Origin of the sequence: Streptomyces sp. NBC_01428 (assembly GCF_036231965.1) — a bacterium.
Lineage (GTDB): Bacteria > Actinomycetota > Actinomycetes > Streptomycetales > Streptomycetaceae > Streptomyces.
This window is the reverse complement of sequence record NZ_CP109499.1, coordinates 2,895,258-2,913,926: the sequence shown is the minus strand read 5'-3', so window position 1 is coordinate 2,913,926 and position 18,669 is coordinate 2,895,258. Positions and strand designations below refer to the sequence as shown.

Sequence of the window (18,669 nt, the reverse complement as noted above, 5' to 3'; positions counted from 1 at the left end):
CGCGTCCGTTTCCGCGTGCCTACGACACCGCCCCTCCCGGTCGGATGATCACCACACGGTGACTCATGTGACCAGGAGGGGCGGTGTCGTCAGTTCGGGCCGTAGGTGTGGGGTGGACCCTCCTGCCAGTGGACCCATGCCGGGTCGTCGAGGAGGTCCTCGGCGTCCGGGAGGCCCGCGCGGCGGAGGAACTCGACGAGGTCGGCGTCGCTGTGCGCGAGGCCGGCGCTCCGCGCGCGGATGGTGACGCGGCGGCCGCCGTTCCCGGCGGGGCGGCCCACGACGACGGGTGCGGCGGGGGTGCTCGTGGGGTCGGGGCCGTCAGCGCCGGCGTTATGGGTGGGGCCGGTGGAGCCAGTGGGGTCGGATGATGCGTGGTCGTTGTTCACAGGACACCGAGATTCCGGTTCGGCGATCGTGCCGCCGCCGCGGGGCGGCCGCCGGGCCGGCCGGACGAGGCCGGTGGGCGGGCGCTCAGGACGGGACACGTTATCGGACACGAGTTCGATTCTAGGTCCAAGCGGCGCGAGGCGAGAGCACTCTGCCGGAACGGCCCGGACGCGAGTGGTCCCGGCGGGCACTGTGCGCGGGGTGTCCTGGGTGGCGCAAGGGCCTCGGAGGCCCGAATCGAGCGGGCGCGGCCCGGTTCCGCCGGTGCCCGGACACGGGGGCCCGGGTCATGCGATCCGATCTGCGACACTGGTACAGCCATGCCTAAGCCCGGAGAACTCACCTTTGTAGCGCCGCGCGGAGCCAAGAAGCCGCCGCGGCACCTTGCCGATCTCACGCCTGCCGAGCGCAAAGAGGCGGTTGCCGCGATCGGTGAGAAGCCGTTTCGTGCCAAGCAGCTCTCGCAGCACTACTTCGCCCGGTACGCGCACGACCCCGAGCAGTGGACGGACATCCCGGCCGCCTCGCGCGCCAAGCTCCAGGAAGCGCTGCTTCCCGAGCTGATGACGGTCGTCCGGCATCTGTCGACGGACCAGGAGACCACCCGCAAGACCCTGTGGCGGCTCTTCGACGGCACGCTCGTCGAGTCCGTGCTGATGCGCTACCCGGACCGGGTGACGATGTGCATCAGCTCGCAGGCCGGCTGCGGGATGAACTGCCCGTTCTGCGCCACCGGACAGGCCGGCCTCGACCGGAACCTGTCGACGGGCGAGATCGTGCACCAGATCGTCGACGGGATGCGGGCGCTGCGGGACGGCGAGATCCCCGGTGGCCCGGCGCGGCTGAGCAACATCGTCTTCATGGGGATGGGCGAGCCGCTCGCCAACTACAAGCGCGTCGTCGGGTCGATCCGGGCCCTCACCGACCCCGAGCCGGACGGCCTCGGCCTCTCGCAGCGCGGCATCACCGTGTCGACGGTCGGCCTCGTGCCCGCCATCAACCGGTTCTCCGACGAGGGCTTCAAGTGCCGTCTCGCGATCTCCCTGCACGCTCCGGACGACGAGCTGCGCGACACCCTCGTCCCCGTGAACACGCGGTGGAAGGTGCGCGAGGTGCTGGACGCCGGATGGGAGTACGCGGCGAAGTCCGGGCGGCGCCTGTCCATCGAGTACGCGCTCATCCGGGACATCAACGACCAGGCGTGGCGGGGCGACCGGCTCGGCCGGATGCTCAAGGGCAAGCCCGTGCACGTCAACCTCATCCCGCTGAACCCGACCCCGGGCTCGAAGTGGACCGCCTCGCGGCCCGAGGACGAGAAGGCGTTCGTCGAGGCGATCGCCGCGCACGGTGTGCCGGTGACCGTCCGGGACACCCGCGGCCAGGAGATCGACGGAGCGTGCGGTCAGCTCGCCGCCACCGAGCGGTAGTCTGAGGCGCGTCCGTACAACTTCATATCCCTTACATCTTCATATTCCGACAGGGGAGCGCCACAGCGCTGAGAGTGCGGGACAGACCGCAGACCCTCTGAACCTTGCCCAGGTCATTCTGGGTAGGAAGTTCGGTCATCACTCAAGCTGTTGCGCCCTGCCCGGGATCTGTCAGAGGTCCCGGGCAGGGCCGCGTCTCTTCCTGGTCAGCCAGGAGGAATCAGTGAGCACCACCACCAGCAAGCGGTTCGCGGCCACGGCCGTCGGGCTGAGCCTCGTCGCGCTGCCCGTCCTGTCGGCGTGCGGCTCGTCCGACGCCGGCGCCTCGGGGGACCCGAAGACCGTCACGCTCGTCACCCACGACTCGTGGGTGGTCTCCAAGAGCGTGCTCAAGGACTTCGAGAAGCGGTCCGGGTACACGGTCCGCGTCCTGAAGGACGGCGACGCGGGGCAGGCCGTCAACAAGGCGATCCTGACCAAGGACAACCCGCAGGGCGACGTCTTCTTCGGCGTCGACAACACCCTGCTGAGCCGGGCTCTCGACAACGGGCTCTTCCAGTCCTACGAGGCCAAGGGCTCCGACGGGATCGACCGGCAGTACCGCGTCGACCAGGACAAGCACCGGGTCACCCCCATCGACTCCGGCGACATCTGCGTCAACTACGACAAGGCGTACTTCAGCAAGCACAAGCTGGCGCCGCCGACGTCGTTCGACGACCTGGCCGATCCCGCGTACAAGAACCTCCTCGTCACCGAGAACGCGTCGACCTCCTCGCCCGGTCTCGGCTTCCTGCTCGGGACCGCGGCGAAGTACGGCGACGACCAGTGGCAGGGCTACTGGAAGAAGCTCAAGGCCAACGGCGTGAAGGTCGTCGACGGCTGGGAGCAGGCCTACAACGACGAGTTCTCCGGGTCCGCCGGCGGCAAGAAGGCCAAGGGCGACCGCCCCCTCGTCGTCTCGTACGCCTCCTCGCCGCCCGCCGAGGTCGTCTACGCCGACCCGAAGCCCGGCACCGCCCCCACCGGGGTCGTCGACGGCACCTGCTTCCGCCAGGTCGAGTACGCGGGTCTGCTGAGCAACGCCTCGAACAGCAAGGGCGGCAAGGCGCTCCTCGACTTCCTGCTCACCAAGGAGTTCCAGGAGGACATGCCGCTGAACATGTTCGTGTACCCCGTCACCGACACCGCCAAGGTGCCCGAGGAGTTCACGAAGTTCGGTCCGCAGGCCAAGGACCCGGAGACCCTGGCCCCCGCGAAGATCGCCGCCGACCGCGACCAGTGGGTCAAGTCGTGGACCTCGCTCGTACTGAAGTAGCCGGGCGGAACCCGCGCGCGGCCCGTCGGCAGGGCGCGACGCGGCTCGGCCTCATGGCCCTGCCCGTCGCGTTCTTCGCGGTGTTCTTCGCGTACCCCGTGGTCGCGATCGTCGCGCGCGGGCTCCACGTCGACGGCGGCTGGCGGTTCGGCCGGCTCTGGGACGTCCTCGCCCAGCCCGACATCCGGCACGTGCTGTGGTTCACCACCTGGCAGGCGCTCGCCTCCACGGCGCTCACGCTGCTCGTCGCGCTCCCCGGCGCGTACGTGTTCGCGCGCTTCGAGTTCCGGGGCAAACAGCTCCTGCGGGCCGTGGTCACCGTGCCGTTCGTGCTGCCGACCGTCGTCGTCGGCACCGCCTTCCTCGCGCTCCTCGGCCGCGGCGGGCTGCTCGACGAGCTGTGGGGCGTACGCCTGGACACCACGGTGTGGGCGATCCTGCTCGCGCACGTCTTCTTCAACTACGCGGTCGTCGTACGGACCGTCGGCGGGCTCTGGTCGCAGCTCGACCCCCGGCAGGAGGAGGCCGCGCGGATGCTCGGCGCCTCGCGCCTCGCGGCCTGGCGCAGGGTGACGCTTCCCGCGCTCGCCCCCGCCGTGGCCGCCGCCGCCCTCATGGTCTTCCTCTTCACCTTCACCTCGTTCGGGGTGGTGCAGATCCTCGGCGGCCCCACCTTCTCGACCCTGGAGGTCGAGATCTACCGGCAGACGTCCGAGATCTTCGACCTCGGGACGGCGGCGGTGCTGACGATCATCCAGTTCGTGGCGGTCGGGGCCATCCTCGCCGTGCACGCCGCGACCGTCCGCCGCCGTGAGACGGCGCTGCGGCTGGTGTCCGCGGAGACCACCGCGCGCAGGCCGCGCGGCGCCGGGCAGCGGGCGCTCCTCGCCGGGGTGCTGGCGAGCATCGCCGTCCTGCTCGTGCTGCCTCTCGCCGTCCTCGTCCAGCGGTCCCTCGACGCACCGGGGTTCCGCTACTACCGGTCGCTGGCCGACGACGACGGGGGCACCTTCCTGGTCGCCCCGATCGCCGCCATCGGCAACTCGCTGGAGTACGCGCTCGCCGCCACCGCGATCGCCCTGCTGATCGGCGGTCTGGCGGCCGCGGCCCTGACCCGCCGCGCCGGCCGTCTCGTACGGGGCTTCGACGCGCTGCTGATGCTGCCGCTCGGCGTCTCCGCGGTGACCGTCGGCTTCGGATTCCTGATCGCCCTGGACGAACCGCCCCTGGACCTGCGGAGCAGCTGGATCCTCGTGCCGCTGGCCCAGGCGCTCGTCGGTGTCCCCTTCGTCGTCCGCACGATGCTGCCCGTCCTGCGGGCCGTGGACGGGCGGCTGCGGGAGGCTGCGGCCGTGCTCGGGGCGTCACCGTGGCGGGTGTGGCGCGAGGTCGATCTGCCGATGGTGCGGCGCGCCCTGCTGATCGCCGCCGGGTTCGCGTTCGCCGTCTCCCTCGGGGAGTTCGGGGCGACGGTCTTCATCGCACGGCCCGACAACCCGACGCTGCCGGTGGCCGTGGCCCGGCTGCTCGGGCGCGCCGGTGATCTCAACTACGGCCAGGCGATGGCCCTTTCGACCATCCTGATGGCGGTCTGCGCGGCCGCGCTGCTGCTGCTGGAACGGGTACGCACCGACCGGACCGGGGAGTTCTAGATGCTGCTGAGCCTCAGGGGCGCGACCGTACGCTTCGGCGGGCGGGCCGTGCTCGACGCGGTCGACCTCGACGTCGCCGAGCACGAGATCGTGTGCGTGCTCGGCCCCAGCGGCAGCGGCAAGTCCACCCTGCTGCGCACGGTCGCCGGCCTCCAGCCGCTGGACGCGGGCCGTGTGACCCTGGACGGGCGCGACCAGGCGGCGGTGCCCGCGCACCGGCGGGGCGTCGGCCTGATGTTCCAGGACCACCAGCTCTTCCCGCAGCGGGACGTGGGCGGCAACGTCGCCTTCGGGCTGCGCATGCACGGCGCCCCGAAGACCGAACAGGCCGAGCGGGTCGCGGAGTTGCTCGACCTCGTCGGCCTGCCCGGCGCGCGGAACCGGGCCGTCGCCTCCCTCTCCGGCGGCGAGCAGCAGCGCGTCGCGCTGGCCCGCGCGCTCGCCCCGCGCCCCCGCCTGCTGATGCTCGACGAGCCCCTCGGCCAGCTGGACCGCTCGCTGCGCGAACGGCTCGTCGTCGAACTGCGCGGACTCTTCGGAGAGTTGGGCACGACGGTGCTCGCCGTCACGCACGACCAGGGGGAGGCCTTCGCGCTCGCCGACCGGGTCGTGGTGATGCGCGACGGACGGATCGCCCAGTCCGGCACGCCTCTTGAGGTATGGCAGCGGCCGGCGGACGCCTTCGTCGCCCGGTTCCTCGGCTTCGACAACGTGGTGGACGCGACCGTGAGCGGCGAGGCCGCCGACACCCCCTGGGGGAAGGTCCCGGTGCCCGAGGGCGCCGCACAGGGGCCCGGCACGCTCCTCGTACGGCCCGCGGGCGTCCGGTTGGTGGCCCCGGCCGACGGGCTGCGCTGCACGGTCGCCGCACGCACCTTCCGGGGCACCCACGTGGCCGTACGGCTCCAGCCCCGGGACGCGCCGGAGCTGGAGGCGGCGTGCGCGCTGCGGGAGGCGCCGGAGCCCGGTGAGGCGGTCGGAGTGCAGTTCGACCCCGCCGAGATCGTGCTGCTCGGCGGATAGCCGTCCCCCGGGTCCGGGCCGTCCCCCGGGTCCGTGGCGGAACAGGCGTGTGGCCCGCCTCCGGGGAGGAGACGGGCCACACGATCGTGCGGGGTGGGTCAGTTGGCCTTCGAGGCGCCGCGGCGACGCATGCCGAAGAAGACCGCTCCGCCACCGACGACGACGAGCGCACCGGCGATGCCGGCGATCATCGGGGTGCTGGAGCTGGCGCCGGTCTCGGCGAGGTTGGACTCACCGGCGGCAGCCGACGGCGAGTTGTCGCCCGCGGCCGCCGGAGCGGTGCTGCTGCTCTCCTCGGCCGAGGGGGTCGCCGAGTCCGAAGGCTTCTCGGACGGCTTCGGGGTGTCCGAGGGAGTCGGGGTCCCGGACGGCGACGGGGACTCCGAGGCACAGCCCTCGGCCGACGTGGTGAGAGTCGGCGAGACGTCCTCGTTGACGAGGCCCGGGACGTCGACGTGGATCCGGTACTGGGCCTTGGGGCCCCAGTTCTCCGAGAAGGTCACGGTGGCACCGTCGCGGGTGCCCTTGACCTTCTCGCTGCCGATCTGCTTGGCGTCGGCGCCGTTCGACTCCAGGAAGACCGTGACGGTCGCTTCCTTGCCGGAGGCGTCCGTGTCGGTCACGGTGATGCTGCCCTTCCCGTTGTCGCAGGAGGCGACGGCCGAGAAGTCACGGATGTTGCAGGCGAGTGCGTTGCCCGCCACGCCGAGCGCGAGCGCGGCAGAGGCGGAGGCAACGCCGAGGATTCGCACGGTACGTGCGGTGCGTCGAGATATGGACACGATTGCCCTTCACAGGTTGCGCAACTGCGGGGGGTGTCGGGGGATTTGCTGCGCTTCGTTCACTGGCAACAGCACCCCCACGAGTTTCACAGGTTTATAAGCGTTGCCTAAGGGCTGTCAATGCGTAGACGCCGGACGGCTGTTGGCTTTGCCGAGACATTAACCGGCGAGGTGTTTGAGTGCCTCCGGAGCGTCATCGATCCGGTCGACGAGAGCGATCCGGGACTCCATCGCCCGTTCCCGCGCCAGGGATTGGAGCAAGGGCCAGGCGGGGTGCCGCTCCGTCCAGTGGACGCGGTCCACGAGGACCATGGGAGTGGGCTTGCCCCGTGACTCGTAGTAGTTCGGCGTCGCGTTGTCGAAGATCTCCTGTACGGTCCCGGCGGCGCCCGGCAGGAACACGACCCCGGCGTTCGAACGGGCCAACAGGCCGTCCTCACGCGTTGCGTTGGCGAAGTACTTGGCTATGTGCACGGCGAACGCGTTCGGCGGCTCGTGTCCGTAGAACCAGGTGGGGATGCCCACCGAGGGCCCGCCGGACGGCCAGCGCTCGCGCACCGCGAAGGCCGCGCGGGCCCAGTCGGTGACCGACGGGGTGAACGACGGCGTGCCGGCCAGGACGGCGAGCGCCTCGTCGAGCATGCCGTCGTCGAAGGGGGCCGCGTACGCGCCGAGGTTGGCGGCCTCCATGGCGCCCGGGCCTCCGCCGGTCGCGACCATGAGACCGGAGCGCGCCAGGTCGCGGCCGAGCCGTGCGGCGCCGGCGTAGGCCTCCGTGCCGCGCGCCATCGCGTGACCGCCCATCACGCCGACGACCCGCGCTCCCGCGAGGAGTTCGTCGAGCGCGTCCGAGACCGAGTCGTCGTGGATGGCGCGGACCGTCGACGCGAAGATGTCGCCGTCCGCCCTGGTCTGCTGGAACCAGGCGTACGCGCGGGCGTCCGGCGTCGCCTCGTAGCCCGCGGCGAGCCCGTCGAAGAGCTCGGCGGGTGAGTAGAGGCGTCCCCGGTACGGGTCGAGGGGGAGGCCCGGGACGGGCGGGAAGACGAGGGCGCCCGACGCGCGGACCTTGGCCGCCGCCTCGGGGCCCATCGAGCAGCCGAGGAAGACGGTGTCCGTGGTGTCCACGGCGAGCAGGGCGCGCGTACGGTCCGTCAGATCTATGGCCTGGACGCGGAACCGGGCGAGCGAGCCGCCCGAGGAGACCACCTCGTCGAACTCGGCGAGGGACTCGATCTCACGGTCATGGGATGCGTGAAGAGGTGTCGGCTGCACCGGGCCATGGTAGGGGCGGCGGTGCGCGGCCCGGGCCGGTACCGGAAAGGCGTCCGGGAACGGCGGCGGGGCCGGTGCGCGAACCCCTGTACCGCGCTCCGGCCCCGGGACTCGAACCGGGAGTGGGGGCTGCTCAGCCCTGGACCGCCGCCGGGTCCATCCACACGACCTCCCAGGAGTGGCCGTCCGGGTCGTCGAAGGACCGGCCGTACATGAAGCCCTGGTCCTGGGTGTCGCCCGTCGACGAACCGCCGACGGCGATCGCGCGGTCGACCAGCTCGTCGACCTTCTCGCGGCTCTCGGCGCTCAGACAGAGCAGCACCTCGCTGCCCTTCGTCGCGTCCACGATCTGCTTCTTCGTGAAGTCCGCGTAGCGCTGCTTGCTGAGCATCATCGCGATGATCGTGTCGCTGATGACCACGCAGGCGCAGTCGTCCGTGGAGAACTGCGGGTTGATCGTGTAGCCGAGCTCCGTGAAGAACTTCTTCGAGGTGTCCACGTCGGACACGGGCAGGTTCACGAAGATCATCTGCTGGTACATCTGAGGTCTCCCGTTTCGCGTTGTGCCGCTGGCGTTGTGTCGTTCGCAGGGTTAGACCGGCGGTCCGCGCGGAACTCATCGCACCGCGCGGAACATTCGTCCGGAGATTCGCGCGGCGCCCGCGCGGGTCCGTCAGCTGATCAGCGGAAGCGCGGCCAGCTCGGCGACGGCCCAGGTCAGCGGGGCGAACGCGGCGAACAGCGTGCCGACCCGCAGTGCAGCGGCCGCGCGCAGCGTCGCGGCGGGCGCCCCCATCCGCAGCAGCGCCGCCGTGGTGTCCGCGCGTGCCTGCTTCGCCTCGACGGCGGCCGTGACCAGTGTCAGCAGCGTGCACCCGGCGACCAGCAGGGCGCCGAGCGTGGTCAGCGGACCGAACGCGGGCCGGGAGCCGGTGTACAGCGCCGTCGCGGCGAACGCGCCCGACGCCACCGCGCACACCACACCGAGGGGCTGCCCGATGCGCCGCGCCTCCGCCTGGAGCACCCGGCCGGCCAGCAGCCGCAGCGCGCCCGGCCGTACCGCCTGGAGCAGCCGCCCGCACAGATACGTGATCGCGGGCCCGGCGAGGGCGAGTCCGACCGCCGTCAGCACCCAGCCGGCCAGCATCCCGGCCGGACCGCCGACGAAACCGCCGGGCAGCGCCAGCGCGGGCGCCGGTCCGGAACGGCTCGCGTACGTCTCCACGGCCAGCCCGGCCGCGACGGCGGCCGCACCCCAGGGGAGACCGTTCGGCGCGGTCTCCGCGGCGGGCAGCCCCCGGGAGCCGGTCTCCACGACCGGGCGGGCGGCGGCGTCCGCGTCCTCACCCGAGGCCTGGGCGCCGACCCGCGCCGGCACCTCGCCGGCGGAGGGCGCCGCGTTGGTCCAGTGGACGCCGGTGCCGTCCGTGTCCGCCGGTGCCCGCTCGGACACCTCGGGGGACCCGGCCGGCGTGGTCGCGGCGGGCGTACCGCGGCCGTCCGGCTGTGCGCCGGGCAGGACCGCACCGGCGTTCTGGCGGGACGACAGCCATGTCAGGCCGTAGGCCCGTGCGGCGCCCTTCGCGCGGCCGTCCCGCGGGCGCAGGGCCAGCGCTGCCGCGCCGGAGGCAGCGAGGGGCACCAGGGCGAGCAGGGTCAGGGCGGCCGGCAGGGGCAGCTCCTGGTCGACGGCGAGGAACTCGGCCGCCGACCCGTCGAACGGGATGCCCGTCAGGTCGCCGCGCAGCTGGAGGAACAGGAGCAGGGCGAGCGCCGAGCCGAGCAGGGTCGACAGGGCCGTGGTGAGGGCGGAGACGGCCATCAGCCGGCCCGGGCCCAGGCCGACGGCGGACAGGCCGGGCCGGGGGCGGGTGCCGGGATCGGTGCGGGCCACCGCGATGGCGAAGTAGACCGTGGCGGCGAGGGGGACGACGCACCAGGCCAGGCGCAGTGCGCCGGCGGCCGAGGCGTCCGGGTGGCTCATCGCGTAGCCCAGCGTGCAGAGCAGCAGGAACCCGGTGCCCGCGGAGGCGGCGGCGACCAGGAGCCGGCGGAGCTGGACGAGGGGGCGGCCCGCGCGGGCTAGACGGAGAGCGAGCACGCGGCCCGGCCTTCCGTCTCGGCGACCGGCGGGAGGTGGACGGTGTTCACGCGCCGTCCGTCGAGCAGCGACACGGTGCGGTCGGCGAGGGCCGCGGTGTCGGCGTCGTGGGTGGCGAGGACGACCGTGATGCCGTGCGAGCGGGCCGCGGTGGTGAGCGTGCGCAGCACGTGGGCGCGGTCGGCGCGGTGCAGAGGCGCGGTCGGCTCGTCGGCGAACAGGATCGTGGGGGCGGGGGCCAGGGCGCGGGCGATGGCGACGCGCTGCCGCTCGGCCTGGAGCAGGGCGTGCGGGCGCTTGCGGGCGCAGCCGCCGATGTCGAGGCGCTCCAGCCACTCCAGGGCGGCGGTCTTGGCGGTCCTGCGGGCGCAGCCGCGCAGCATCAGCGGGAGGGCGGCGTTCTCCCAGGCGTTCAGCTCGGGGACGAGGACCGGCGCCGGGTCGATCCAGCCGAACCGGTCGCGGCGCAGCCGCTCGCGGGCGACGGGGCCCATGGTGTGCACGGGCGAGCTGTTGAACCAGACCTCGCCCTGCTGGGGCAGCAGCTGGCCGGACAGGCACTGCAGGAGGGTCGTCTTGCCGCTGCCGCGCGGGCCGCCGACGGCGAGGATCTCGCCCTCACGCACGCCGAGCGAGACACCGCTGAGCGCCGGGGATCCGTTGTGCTTGACGTGCAGGGCGCGTGCCCAGAGCACGTCGTTGTCAGGCGGGGCCACCATCGCGTACACCTCGTTCAGATCTGATGTGCCTTGCCCGGCGCCCTCTTCGAGGTCGCTCGGTCCCCCGGACGGGGGAACGAAGGCAGGGCCGATCGGTCACTGGGCACGCTAGGGAGTCCCGGTCGGGAGGCCGGACAGCACGCGGCCCCGGGCCGCCCTTTCTCACTCGAACGGGCGGTACCGGGGCCGGTGTTGATCAGCCGTACGGAAGCGCCGACGGCCCCGCTCACCCGTCGGCGTGGAGCCGGGGGAGCGGGGCCGTCGGGAGGTGGATCAGAGCTTGGTCCACGCCTCCGTCAGCACCTGACGGATGATCCCCTCGATCTCGTCGAAGGTCGACTGGTCGGAGATCAGCGGCGGCGACAGCTGGATGACCGGGTCACCGCGGTCGTCGGCGCGGCAGTAGAGGCCGTACTCGAAGAGCTTCTTGGAGACGAAGCCGTAGAGCACGCGCTCCGACTCCTCGTCCGTGAAGGTCTCCTTGGTGGCCTTGTCCTTCACGAGCTCGATGCCGTAGAAGAAGCCGTTGCCGCGGACGTCGCCGACGATCGGCAGGTCGTGCAGCTTCTGCAGGGTCTGCAGGAAGTTCGCCTCGTTGTCCAGGACGTGCTGGTTGAGGTTCTCGCGCTCGAAGATGTCGAGGTTGGTCAGCGCCACGGCCGCGGAGACCGGGTGGCCGCCGAACGTGTAGCCGTGCAGGAAGGTGTTGTCACCCTTGTAGAACGGCTCGGCGATGCGGTCCGAGACGATGGTGGCGCCGATCGGGGAGTAGCCCGAGGTCATGCCCTTGGCGCAGGTGATGATGTCCGGGACGTAGCCGAACTTGTCACAGGCGAACATCGTGCCGAGGCGGCCGAAGGCGCAGATGACCTCGTCCGACACGAGCAGGACGCCGTACTGGTCGCAGATCTCGCGCACGCGCTGGAAGTAGCCGGGGGGCGGCGGGAAGCAGCCGCCCGCGTTCTGCACCGGCTCCAGGAAGACCGCGGCGACGGTCTCGGGGCCCTCGAAGAGGATCTCCTGCTCGATCTGGTCGGCGGCCCAGCGGCCGAAGGCCTCGGGGTCGTCGCCGTGGATCGGGGCGCGGTAGATGTTGGTGTTCGGCACCTTGTGCGCGCCCGGGACGAGCGGCTCGAAGGGGGCCTTCAGGGCCGGCAGGCCGGTGATGGACAGGGCGCCCTGCGGGGTGCCGTGGTAGGCGACCGCGCGCGAGATGACCTTGTACTTCGTGTGGTTGCCGGTGAGCTTGTGGTACTGCTTCGCCAGCTTCCAGGCGGTCTCGACGGCCTCGCCGCCACCCGTGGAGAAGAACACCTTGTTCAGGTCGCCCGGCGCGTAGTGCGCGAGGCGCTCGGCCAGCTCGACGGCCTTCGGGTGGGCGTAGGACCAGATCGGGAAGAAGGCCAGTTCCTGCGCCTGCTTGAACGCCGTCTCCGCGAGTTCGACGCGGCCGTGGCCCGCCTGGACCACGAACAGGCCCGCGAGACCGTCGAGGTAGCGCTTGCCCTTGTCGTCGTAGATGTAGGTGCCCTCACCCTTGACGATGGTGGGAACGGGCGCGTTCTCGTACGAGGACATGCGGGTGAAGTGCATCCACAGGTGGTCGTACGCGGTCTTGCTGAGGTCCTTGGTGCTCACGGTTATCGGGTTCCCCACATGTAGGTCTGCTTCTTGAGCTTCAGGTAGACGAAGCTCTCGGTGGAGCGCACGCCGGGGAGGGCCCGGATGCGTTTGTTGATGACGTCCAGCAGGTGGTCGTCGTCCTCGCACACGATCTCGGCGAGGATGTCGAACGAGCCCGCGGTCATCACCACGTACTCGACTTCCGACATGGCAGTCAGTGCTTCGGCCACCGGATCGAGGTCGCCCTCCACGTTGACGCCCACCATCGCCTGCCTGCGGAAGCCCACGGTGAGCGGGTCCGTGACGGCGACGATCTGCATCACGCCCTGGTCGAGCAGCTTCTGGACGCGCTGGCGCACGGCCGCCTCGGACAGGCCGACGGCCTTGCCGATCGCGGCGTACGGGCGTCGTCCGTCCTGCTGCAACTGCTCGATGATGGCGAGGGAGACGGCATCCAGCTGAGGGCTGCCGTTCCTGGACTCGCGGGAGTCCCTGGGTTCCGCACTTCGACTGACCACGACCTCACTGTGCACGACGTCTCGATAGTTGCGCAAGGTTCGGGCGATGAAATTCGTTGTTTACGGGGACGTGACTTGCGGATTTCGCAGTTCTGGAGCGATCAGGGGTGTTGAAAACGTCGAGCCACGGATTAGGGTGGGGACTCAGGTATCTCAGGTACTGGACACCTGGGTCGTTGGACATCCGACAGGAGGGCCGGGCAGTGAGCACCGAGCTGCGTCGTCTGCGCAATTACATCGACGGAGAGTTCCGCGATGCCGCCGATGGAGGGACCACGGAGGTGGTCAACCCCGCGACCGGCGAGGCGTACGCGACCGCGCCGCTCTCCCGCGAGGCGGACGTCGACGCCGCGATGGCCGCCGCCGCCGCGGCCTTCCCGGCCTGGCGCGACCAGACCCCCGCCGAGCGCCAGAAGGCCCTCCTGAAGATCGCGGACGCGTTCGAGGAGCGGGCCGAGGAGCTCATCGCCGCCGAGGTGGAGAACACCGGCAAGCCGATCGGTCTGACCCGGTCCGAGGAAATCCCGCCGATGGTGGACCAGATCCGCTTCTTCGCGGGTGCCGCCCGCATGCTCGAGGGCCGCTCGGCCGGCGAGTACATGGAGGGCCTGACCTCGATCGTGCGCCGCGAGCCGATCGGCGTCTGCGCCCAGGTCGCCCCGTGGAACTACCCGATGATGATGGCCGTGTGGAAGTTCGCCCCGGCCCTCGCCGCGGGCAACACGGTCGTCCTGAAGCCCTCGGACACCACCCCCGCGTCCACCGTGCTGATCGCCGACATCATCGGCGGCATCGTGCCCAAGGGCGTCTTCAACGTCGTCTGCGGCGACCGCGACACCGGGCGCGCGATGGTCGAGCACCCCACCCCGGCGATGGCGTCCATCACCGGCTCCGTCCGGGCGGGCATGTCGGTCGCCGAGTCGGCGTCCAAGGACCTCAAGCGCGTCCACCTGGAGCTGGGCGGCAAGGCCCCGGTCGTCGTCTTCGAGGACACGGACATCGCCAAGGCCGTCGAGGACATCTCCGTGGCGGGCTTCTTCAACGCCGGCCAGGACTGCACCGCCGCCACCCGCGTGCTCGTCCAGGAGTCCATCCACGACGAGTTCGTCACCGCGCTCGCCAAGGCCGCCGCCGAGACGAAGACGGGTCAGCCGGACGACGAGGACGTGCTCTACGGCCCGCTGAACAACCCGAACCAGCTCAAGCAGGTCTCCGGGTTCATCGAGCGGCTCCCCGCGCACGCCAAGGTCGAGGCCGGCGGCAAGCAGGTCGGCGACAAGGGCTACTTCTACGCCCCGACCGTCGTCTCCGGACTCAAGCAGGACGACGAGATCATCCAGAACGAGGTCTTCGGCCCGGTCATCACCGTCCAGTCCTTCACGGACGAGGCGCAGGCCGTCGAGTGGGCCAACGGCGTCGACTACGCCCTCGCGTCCTCGGTGTGGACCAAGGACCACGGCCGGGCGATGCGCATGTCCAAGGTGCTCGACTTCGGCTGTGTGTGGATCAACACGCACATCCCGCTGGTCGCCGAGATGCCGCACGGCGGCTTCAAGAAGTCCGGCTACGGCAAGGACCTCTCCGGGTACGGCTTCGAGGACTACACCCGCATCAAGCACGTCATGACGTCGCTGGACGCGTAAGGCGCGCCGGCAGTCACGCGGCCCCGGAGGGAGCGATCCCTCCGGGGCCGCGCCGTGTCGTCGGCGAGGGCGCCCGCGGGCGGGCCGCCCGACCCCGCCGCGAAAGTGATCGACAGGGTGTCGGGTCGGGGGACCACCGCCCTGACGCAGCGTCCATTGTTCGCGCCGGACGTGGGCGGCATGCTGCGGGCGTGCCAGTGATTCGGAACACCTCGCCCCTGTCCCGCCGGTCCCTGCTGCGCGCCCTGGGCGGAGGCGCCGCACTCGGCGCCCTGGCCGGCTGCGGGGTGCCCGCCGCGTACGTGAGCCCCGGGGAGCGCGCCGGGACCGACACGTCCGCCGCGGACAAGCGACTGACCTGGGCGAACTGGCCGCTGTACATCGACACCGATGACAAGAACCCCACGAAGCGCCCCACGCTGGAGGCGTTCGAGAAGCGCACCGGGATCTCCGTCGACTACATCGAGGAGATCAACGACAACGACGAGTTCTTCGGCAAGATCAGCCCGTCGCTGATGAACCACCAGCGGACCGGCCGCGACCTCATCGTCATCAGCGACTGGATGTGCGCGCGCTTCGTCCGGCTCGGCTGGGTGCAGGAGATGGACCGGGCCAAGCAGCCCAACGTCGCCAAGTACCTCGACCCGCTGCTGCGTTCGCCCGCCTTCGACCCCGGCCGCACGTCGTCCGTGCCCTGGCAGTCGGGCATCACCGGCATCGCGTACAACCGCCGCAGGGTCGGCCGCGAGATCAAGCACGTCTCCGACCTGTGGGCCCCCGACCTCAAGGGCCGTGTCACCCTGCTCTCCGGTCTGGACGAGGCGTTCGCGCTGCTCATGCAGGGCGACGGCGTCGACATCACGCAGTGGAAGGCGGACGACTTCCACCGGATGTGCGACCAGGTGGAGAAGCGGGTGCGCAGTGGCCAGATCCGCCGCTTCACCGGCAACGACTACATCAAGGACCTCTCCAGCGGTGACGTCCTGGCGTGCCAGGCCTACTCGGGCGACGTGATCCAGCTCCAGGCGGACGACCCCGACATCCGCTTCGTCGTCCCCGAGGAGGGCGCCGAGCTGTGGGCCGAATCGTTGATGATCCCCAACCTGGCCCGCCACAAGGCCAACGCGGAGAAGCTCATCGACTTCTACTACCAGCCGGAGGTCGCCGCCGAGCTGGCCGCGTGGGTCAACTACGTCTGTCCCGTCCCGGCCGCGCAGGACGTCCTCGCCTCCTCCAAGGACAAGGACACCGCCGCCCTGGCCGAGGACCCGCTGATCTTCCCCGACGCCACCATGCGCAAGCGGCTCGCCATCGCCCGCGACATCACCTCCACGGAACGCACGGAGTTCGCCAAGCGATGGAACGCGATCGCGGGGTTGTGACGCGGGGGCCGACCGGGTGTCGGCCCACCTCCACGGCCCGAAGGGCGCCGGGACTCACGTCCGGCGCCCTTTTTGCATGCCTCGGACCGGGTCACGGAGCGTTCACTGTCAATCGTTGCAACGCATTTCATGTCGGCCTGTTGCGTTATCTGTGAATCCATTGCAACAACTTCTCAGCTTCTACCTGCAGCTATGTCATTGACGTGCAATGAATACGTTGTCGAATCCATGAAGGCAACGTAGCGTTTCCCTCATCGGAAAGCGCGGGCGCCGTAGGGGCGCGCGGTGCACGAGAAGGAGAGCACGATGCAGAAGTTCGACACGCCCGCCCCCATCTCGGCCGTCATCGACATTCCGGCGGGCCGGATCCAGGTCATCGCCGCGGACCGGGGAGACGCCACGGTGGAGGTCCTGCCGGCGAACGCGGCCAAGAGCCGGGACGTGAAGGCGGCGGAGCAGGTCACGGTCGTCTACGGCGACGGTGTCCTGCGCATCGAGGCCGCACCGGCCAAGAACCGCATCCTCGGCACCGGTTCGGGGTCCGTCGAGATCACGATCCAGCTCCCCGTCGGCTCCCGCGTCGAGGCGAAGACCGCCGCGGCGGAGTTCCGGGGAGTGGGCCGCCTCGGCGACGTCACCTTCGAGGGCGGCTACCGCTCGGTCAAGATCGACGAGGCCGCGAGCGCCCACCTCGCCGGCCACGACGCCACCATCACGGTCGGGCGCCTGAACGGCCCCGCGGAGATCAGCACCCAGCGCGGCGACGTGAACATCACCGAGGCCGTCCGGGGCGCCGTCACGCTCAGCACGCAGCAGGGCGACATCACCGTCGGCGCGTCCCGCGGCGTCTCCGCCTCCCTGGACGCCGGCACCAGCTACGGCCGGATCAGCAACGCGCTCCAGAACACCGGCGGCACCCCCGGCCTCACCATCCGGGCGACCACCGCCCAGGGGGACATCACCGCCCGCAGCATCTGACCACACGACAGCACTGCCGAAGGAGCAGCTCCATGACCAACCTGGCCATCGCGGCGCACGGCTTGCGCAAGTCCTACGGTGACAAGGTCGTACTCGACGGCGTCGACCTGACGGTTCCGGAAGGCACCGTGTTCTCCCTGCTGGGTCCGAACGGTGCCGGCAAGACGACGGCGGTGAAGATCCTCTCGACGCTCATCAGCCCCGACGCGGGTTCCGGGCAGATCCAGGTGGGCGGCCACGACCTGGCCACCCACGCGCAGGCAGCGCGTGCCGTCATCGGTGTGACGGGGCAGTTCTCGGCGGTGGACGGGCTGATCACGGGGGAGGAGAACATGCTCCTGATGGCCGACCTGCACCATCTGCCGAAGGCGCAGGGCCGGCGGGTCGCGGCCGAACTCCTGGAGCGCTTCGACCTGGTGGAGGCGGCGGGGAAGCCGGCGTCGACCTACTCGGGCGGTATGAAGCGCCGTCTGGACATCGCGATGACGCTGGTCGGCGCGCCGCGGATCATCTTCCTCGACGAGCCGACCACCGGCTTGGACCCGCGCTCGCGGCACAACATGTGGCAGATCATCCGGGAGCTCGTCACCGGCGGGACCACGGTCTTCCTCACCACGCAGTACCTGGAGGAGGCCGACGAACTCGCCGACCGCATCGCCGTCCTGAACGACGGGAGGATCGCCGCCGAGGGCACGGCCGAGGAACTCAAGCGCCTCATCCCCGGCGGACACATCCGCCTGCGCTTCACCGACCCCACCGCCTACCAGAGGGCCGCCGACGCACTCGGCGAGTCCACCCGCGACGACGAAGCGCTGTCCCTGCAGTTCCCCAGCGACGGCAGCCAGCGCGAACTGCGTTCTGTCCTCGACTGGCTCGACGCGGCCGGTGTCGAGGCGGACGAACTCACTGTCCACACACCCGACCTGGACGACGTCTTCTTCGCCCTCACCGGCGACACCACCGCACCGCACCGGCAAGCTCCGCCCACCCAGCCCGCCCCGTCCAAGGAGACCGTCCGATGAGCTCCCTCTCCCTCGCCGTGCGCGACTCCTCGACGATGCTGCGCCGGAACCTGCTGCACGCCCGCCGCTACCCGTCGATGACCCTGAACCTGCTGCTCACCCCGGTGATGCTGCTTCTGCTGTTCGTCTACGTCTTCGGCGACACCATGAGCGGAGGGGCGGGCCGCTCCGCCTACATCGCCTACATCGTGCCGGGCATCCTGCTCATGACGATCGGCTCCACCGTCGTCGGCACCGCCGTGTCCGTCTCCATGGACATGAACGAGGGCATCATCGCCCGCTTCCGCACCATGGCCATCCACCGCGGCTCCGTCCTCTTCGGGCACGTCGTCGGAAGCGTGCTGCAGGCCGTCATCAGCGTGGTGATCGTCGGTGCGGTGGGCGTGGCGATGGGCTTCCGCTCCACGGACGCCACGGTCCTGGAGTGGCTCGCGGCCTTCGGCCTGCTCGCCTTCTTCGCCCTGGCGTTCACCTGGATCGCGGTCGGCATGGGCATGGGCGCCCCCAACGCCGAGGCGGCCAGCAACAACGCGACACCGCTGATCCTGCTGCCGCTGATCTCCAGCGCGTTCGTCCCGCTGCACTCGATGCCGGGCTGGTTCCAGCCGATCGCCGAGTACCAGCCCTTCACCCCGGCGATCGAGACCCTGCGGGGGCTCCTGCTGGGCACGGAGATCGGCGACAACTGGTGGATCGCGCTGGCCTGGTGCGCCGCCCTGAGCGTCCTCGGCTACCGCTGGTCCCGGGCGCAGTTCGACCGCGACCCCAAGTAGGCGGCCGGATGCGTCGAGCAGCCCGAGAACCGCACGACCCGCACGG

General features: G+C 70.8%; 17 protein-coding genes. 9 read left to right on the top strand and 8 right to left on the bottom strand.

Features of this window, described 5'->3' with window-relative positions:
- Positions 1-89: 89 nt before the first annotated feature.
- Positions 90-281 (bottom strand): hypothetical protein, encoded by a 192-nt coding sequence (locus tag OG406_RS12455; RefSeq protein ID WP_081221834.1) that lies wholly within the window; start codon positions 279-281, stop codon positions 90-92.
- 429 nt (positions 282-710) lie between these two features.
- Between OG406_RS12455 and rlmN the strand changes: the two genes are divergently transcribed.
- The 4 genes from rlmN to OG406_RS12435 all read left to right on the top strand — a co-directional run bounded on the left by rlmN (position 711) and on the right by OG406_RS12435 (position 5,807).
- The gene (gene rlmN, locus OG406_RS12450) at positions 711-1,817 is read left to right on the top strand and encodes a 23S rRNA (adenine(2503)-C(2))-methyltransferase RlmN (protein ID WP_164374898.1); all 1,107 of its coding nucleotides are present in this window, start codon (positions 711-713) and stop codon (positions 1,815-1,817) included.
- A gap of 223 nt (positions 1,818-2,040) precedes the next feature.
- Positions 2,041-3,132: a thiamine ABC transporter substrate-binding protein gene (locus OG406_RS12445; RefSeq protein WP_266846535.1), complete on the top strand. Its 1,092-nt coding sequence runs from the start codon at positions 2,041-2,043 to the stop codon at positions 3,130-3,132.
- A complete protein-coding gene (locus OG406_RS12440) occupies positions 3,108-4,784 on the top strand; it encodes an ABC transporter permease (protein WP_266846533.1) in 1,677 nt (558 codons plus the stop codon). Before OG406_RS12445 ends, OG406_RS12440 begins: the two co-directional genes overlap by 25 nt.
- Positions 4,785-5,807 carry an ABC transporter ATP-binding protein gene (locus OG406_RS12435; protein ID WP_329185746.1) on the top strand — a complete coding sequence of 341 codons (1,023 nt, stop codon included), beginning with the start codon at positions 4,785-4,787 and terminating at the stop codon, positions 5,805-5,807.
- 98 nt (positions 5,808-5,905) lie between these two features.
- Here OG406_RS12435 and OG406_RS12430 read toward each other — a convergent pair whose 3' ends face one another.
- From OG406_RS12430 to OG406_RS12400, 7 genes are all read right to left on the bottom strand, one after another.
- On the bottom strand, positions 5,906-6,589 hold the full coding sequence (locus tag OG406_RS12430; RefSeq protein ID WP_164374894.1) for an LAETG motif-containing sortase-dependent surface protein: 684 nt from the start codon (positions 6,587-6,589) through the stop codon (positions 5,906-5,908).
- A gap of 159 nt (positions 6,590-6,748) precedes the next feature.
- Positions 6,749-7,864: an LOG family protein gene (locus OG406_RS12425; RefSeq protein WP_267048651.1), complete on the bottom strand. Its 1,116-nt coding sequence runs from the start codon at positions 7,862-7,864 to the stop codon at positions 6,749-6,751.
- Positions 7,865-7,997: 133 nt separating this feature from the next.
- Complete coding sequence (locus OG406_RS12420) at positions 7,998-8,405, bottom strand: VOC family protein (protein WP_081219683.1); 408 nt, start codon at positions 8,403-8,405, stop codon at positions 7,998-8,000.
- A 132-nt stretch (positions 8,406-8,537) separates the two neighbouring features.
- Positions 8,538-9,965: a hypothetical protein gene (locus OG406_RS12415; protein WP_329185743.1), complete on the bottom strand. Its 1,428-nt coding sequence runs from the start codon at positions 9,963-9,965 to the stop codon at positions 8,538-8,540.
- Positions 9,947-10,684, bottom strand: coding sequence for an ABC transporter ATP-binding protein (locus OG406_RS12410; protein WP_081219685.1), 738 nt, complete (start codon positions 10,682-10,684; stop codon positions 9,947-9,949). Before OG406_RS12410 ends, OG406_RS12415 begins: the two co-directional genes overlap by 19 nt.
- Positions 10,685-10,957: 273 nt before the next feature.
- Positions 10,958-12,340, bottom strand: a complete 1,383-nt coding sequence (locus tag OG406_RS12405; protein ID WP_164374891.1) for an aspartate aminotransferase family protein — start codon at positions 12,338-12,340, stop codon at positions 10,958-10,960.
- The gene (locus tag OG406_RS12400; protein WP_081219687.1) at positions 12,325-12,840 is read right to left on the bottom strand and encodes an Lrp/AsnC family transcriptional regulator; all 516 of its coding nucleotides are present in this window, start codon (positions 12,838-12,840) and stop codon (positions 12,325-12,327) included. The genes OG406_RS12405 and OG406_RS12400 overlap by 16 nt, the downstream gene beginning before the upstream one ends.
- A 188-nt stretch (positions 12,841-13,028) precedes the next feature.
- Between OG406_RS12400 and OG406_RS12395 the strand changes: the two genes are divergently transcribed.
- From OG406_RS12395 to OG406_RS12375, 5 genes are all read left to right on the top strand, one after another.
- Positions 13,029-14,468 (top strand): gamma-aminobutyraldehyde dehydrogenase, encoded by a 1,440-nt coding sequence (locus OG406_RS12395; protein ID WP_164374890.1) that lies wholly within the window; start codon positions 13,029-13,031, stop codon positions 14,466-14,468.
- A gap of 191 nt (positions 14,469-14,659) precedes the next feature.
- Complete coding sequence (locus tag OG406_RS12390; protein WP_329185739.1) at positions 14,660-15,850, top strand: ABC transporter substrate-binding protein; 1,191 nt, start codon at positions 14,660-14,662, stop codon at positions 15,848-15,850.
- 306 nt (positions 15,851-16,156) lie between these two features.
- A complete protein-coding gene (locus OG406_RS12385) occupies positions 16,157-16,828 on the top strand; it encodes a DUF4097 family beta strand repeat-containing protein (RefSeq protein WP_329185737.1) in 672 nt (223 codons plus the stop codon).
- Between the two features lie 32 nt (positions 16,829-16,860).
- The gene (locus OG406_RS12380) at positions 16,861-17,850 is read left to right on the top strand and encodes an ATP-binding cassette domain-containing protein (protein ID WP_327408837.1); all 990 of its coding nucleotides are present in this window, start codon (positions 16,861-16,863) and stop codon (positions 17,848-17,850) included.
- Positions 17,847-18,623 carry an ABC transporter permease gene (locus OG406_RS12375; protein ID WP_266616953.1) on the top strand — a complete coding sequence of 259 codons (777 nt, stop codon included), beginning with the start codon at positions 17,847-17,849 and terminating at the stop codon, positions 18,621-18,623. Before OG406_RS12380 ends, OG406_RS12375 begins: the two co-directional genes overlap by 4 nt.
- Positions 18,624-18,669 lie beyond the last annotated feature (46 nt).

Bases quoted from the DNA above. Each gene is read 5' to 3' on its own strand.
- OG406_RS12380 (WP_327408837.1), top strand. From the start codon at position 16,861: ATGACCAACCTGGCCATCGCGGCGCACGGCTTGCGCAAGTCCTACGGT.
- rlmN (WP_164374898.1), top strand. From the start codon at position 711: ATGCCTAAGCCCGGAGAACTCACCTTTGTAGCGCCGCGCGGAGCCAAG.
- OG406_RS12385 (WP_329185737.1), top strand. From the start codon at position 16,157: ATGCAGAAGTTCGACACGCCCGCCCCCATCTCGGCCGTCATCGACATT.
- OG406_RS12410 (WP_081219685.1), bottom strand. From the start codon at position 10,684: ATGGTGGCCCCGCCTGACAACGACGTGCTCTGGGCACGCGCCCTGCAC.
- OG406_RS12375 (WP_266616953.1), top strand. From the start codon at position 17,847: ATGAGCTCCCTCTCCCTCGCCGTGCGCGACTCCTCGACGATGCTGCGC.
- OG406_RS12420 (WP_081219683.1), bottom strand. From the start codon at position 8,405: ATGTACCAGCAGATGATCTTCGTGAACCTGCCCGTGTCCGACGTGGAC.
- OG406_RS12435 (WP_329185746.1), top strand. From the start codon at position 4,785: ATGCTGCTGAGCCTCAGGGGCGCGACCGTACGCTTCGGCGGGCGGGCC.